This window comes from Ethanoligenens sp., from assembly GCF_047718355.1.
Lineage (GTDB): Bacteria > Bacillota > Clostridia > Oscillospirales > Ethanoligenentaceae > Ethanoligenens.
In genome coordinates this window covers 1-2,909 of the sequence record NZ_JBDNLG010000152.1, presented here as the reverse complement: position 1 = coordinate 2,909, position 2,909 = coordinate 1, and the positions used below count along the sequence as shown (strand labels likewise).

The window sequence follows — 2,909 nt, the reverse complement described above, 5'->3', positions numbered from 1 at the left end:
AGTCGGGTATGAAAGATATTTTATTGAAAATGGAGAATATAACATATTCCATTTCTGGCACCTCCATTTTAAAAGGCGTTGATTTCACCTTGATGCGGGGGGAGGTCCATGCGCTTGTTGGAGAAAACGGAGCGGGAAAATCGACGCTGATGACGATCCTCGGCGGCTTGCATCAGCCTGACGAGGGAACTGTTTGCATTGAGGGCCAGCAAAAAACATTCCGTTCTGTGCGGGATGCTTTCGCTGCCGGTATCGGGTTTGTACCGCAGCGGATTTTGCTGGTACCCCATCTGACTATTGCGGAAAATATCCTGTTGGGCCAGGAATCGCTCACAGCCTGCCACTTACTGGATAAACAGGCTCAAAACCGGCAGGTACAAAGATTTTTGGACGGTTACAACCTCGGCCTTTGTGCGACGACGCCGGTATCGGCATTGCAATTGTTTCACAAGCAGATGGTGCAGATATTGAAAGCAGTCTATAAAAATGTTAAAATTTTAATTCTAGATGAGGCAACCGCTTCACTGCCGGAAACGCAGGTTTGTCTCGTTCATCAGATGATACGGGAGCTCAAACAGAAAGGCGTGGGGATTGTTTACATTTCCCATCGAATGCAGGAAATGCTCAAGGTGGCCGACCGTATCACGGTCTTGCGTGACGGTCGCCATATCAAAACCTACTCTGCGGATGAAGCAACCAACAGTCAGCTGATGGGGTTTATGATCGGGAAAAATCTCAAAAGTCATTATGTACGGGATTTTCATGTCCCCGGCGATGTTTTGCTTGAGGTGCAGGACCTTTGCAGCCATGGGGTACTGCGGGATGTCAATTTTTCGGTGCGCAAGGGTGAAATTCTTGGATTGGTTGGGCGCGGTGGTTCTGGTCGTTCTCTTTTGGCCAAGTGCTTGTTTGGCCTTGAAAAAATTGATTCCGGAAAAATTTTGATGGAAAACAGACAGGTTGAGATCAAAAGCCCCAGGGATGCCATCTTGCGCCACATCGCATTGGTGCCGGAATATCGTGATCGGCAGGGCTTGTTTGAAATGGAGAGCGTCCAGTTTAACACTACCTTTGTTGTTCTCGAAAAATTCATGAGAGGTATGATGACCAACCGCAAAAAAGAGACGGATGTGGTGCGGCATTATATCGAATCGTTGGCCATCAAGTCGGCTTCCCCGAAAAAAATAACCAGGATGCTGAGCGGAGGCAATCAGCAGAAAGTAGTCATTGCGAAATGGCTGGCAACAGATCCTGTTTTGTTGATATTGGACGAACCCACGCGGGGAATGGATGTGGTATCCAAGTCCGAGATCTATCGAATATTAGATGAGTTGGCGCTGAAAGGCGTCGCTGTTTTGATGATTTCCTCCGATATATCCGAGGCGGTGAATATGTGCGACCGCATTGTTGTCATCAATGAAGGCCGTATCAATGCCTGCTTGGACAGAGGAAAATTCAATCAACTCAAAATTGCACAGTTAATCGTTGGGATGCAGCAACCGCAAGTGGATACGGGGGTGGTCTAATCGCACAGACAACCGGGCTTCTTTCCGGGTGCGATGAAAGGATGAATCATTTTGGACAACATGGAAGGATACAACCACCAAAAAGTCAAAAAATCCAATCGAAACCTCATATTAAAACTCATTGTGACCAATGAATCCATCTCCAGGGTGGAACTATCCGAACTGTCCGGCCTTACCAAAATGACGGTCAGCAATATTGTTTCGGAACTCATCGCACAGAATGTGGTGGTGGAAAATAAGAGCGACGGCGATGAGACCAAGACGACCTCGGGACGGAAGCCGTCTATGCTGGATGTTTCCGATGAGGCGCCGTGCGTGGTGGGGATGTACCTTTCCCGCAAATATTGTTATACTCTTTTGACTGATATGAAAGCCGATATCCTCTATTCGGGAAAGACGCGTTTGTCCGACTATGAGACACCGGAGTCGCTGGTCTTGAAGTTTTTGCAGGCGTTTTTTTATATTCGCGAGCATTATGATCGCAAAATACTGGGTATCGGGATCACGAGCGTCGGTCCAGTGGATATTGCAAAAAAAATCCTGCTTAATCCGCTGAATCAACCGAATCTCAACAACTTGGCAATCGGCGACATGGTACACCGGGCAACAGAATTACCTGTTTTTGTTGATAATGATGCAAAAGCGTCGGCTTTGGCTGAAAACATATTTGGAAATGGTCGGGGATACAACAATTTTATCTATGTGGGCATCACCAATACCATCAGCATGGGTGCCGTGTCTAATGGGGAATTGCTGGAGAGAAACTCAGGTGTCTATGGGCAGATTGGTCATACCTGCATCAATTTCAATGGGCCGAAATGTGAATGCGGCAGCAACGGTTGTCTGGAATTGTATGCCGGAATCGACCGAATTGTAGACAAGGCTCGTTTTCTTATCCGCAACCGCAAGGAATCCGCCCTTTGGGGTACCCGAATCCACTGGATTGATCTGGTGGAGGCGGCCATGGCGCAGGATCGGTTTGCGCTGGAAATCGTAGATGAATTTTGTGAATACATCACGATTGCACTGGTCAATTTGGTCAATATCATGGATTGCGACGCGATTATCATCGGCCACGAAGCGGCCATCGCTAACAGTCTGATTACCGATATCCTGCAAGAACGTGTTAACGAACGTTGCTTCCGTTCCCAATATAAAAAGGTGGCGGTTCTTACTTCCGAGTTTATGGACAAAGCGCCGCTTATCGGGGCCGCATCGCTGTCAATCGATAAGATCTTTACCGGAGAACTGGCATTGTACTGATGAATGCGCCAGTGTGGCGCTGCGGTCTGACTAGTAGGCGCTTGACCAGCATAGCGATGAAGCGGTTGGAAAGCCTGGCAGGGGGGTAATCGGACCGCGGTTCAAATGATTCAGAAAGGC

At 48.0% G+C, this 2,909-nt stretch carries 2 protein-coding genes; both read left to right on the top strand.

The window, feature by feature from the left end; all coding sequences use genetic code 11:
- Window positions 1–1,526, top strand: a 1,526-nt coding sequence (locus ABF463_RS14325; protein WP_415534689.1) for a sugar ABC transporter ATP-binding protein, incomplete at its 5' end; no start/stop codon positions are given.
- A gap of 60 nt (window positions 1,527–1,586) precedes the next feature.
- Window positions 1,587–2,789, top strand: coding sequence for an ROK family transcriptional regulator (locus ABF463_RS14320; RefSeq protein ID WP_415534691.1), 1,203 nt, complete (start codon window positions 1,587–1,589; stop codon window positions 2,787–2,789).
- Window positions 2,790–2,909: the final 120 nt, after the last annotated feature.

Coding starts and splice junctions, on each gene's coding strand:
- ABF463_RS14320 (WP_415534691.1), top strand. CDS start 1,587: ATGGAAGGATACAACCACCAAAAAGTCAAAAAATCCAATCGAAACCTC.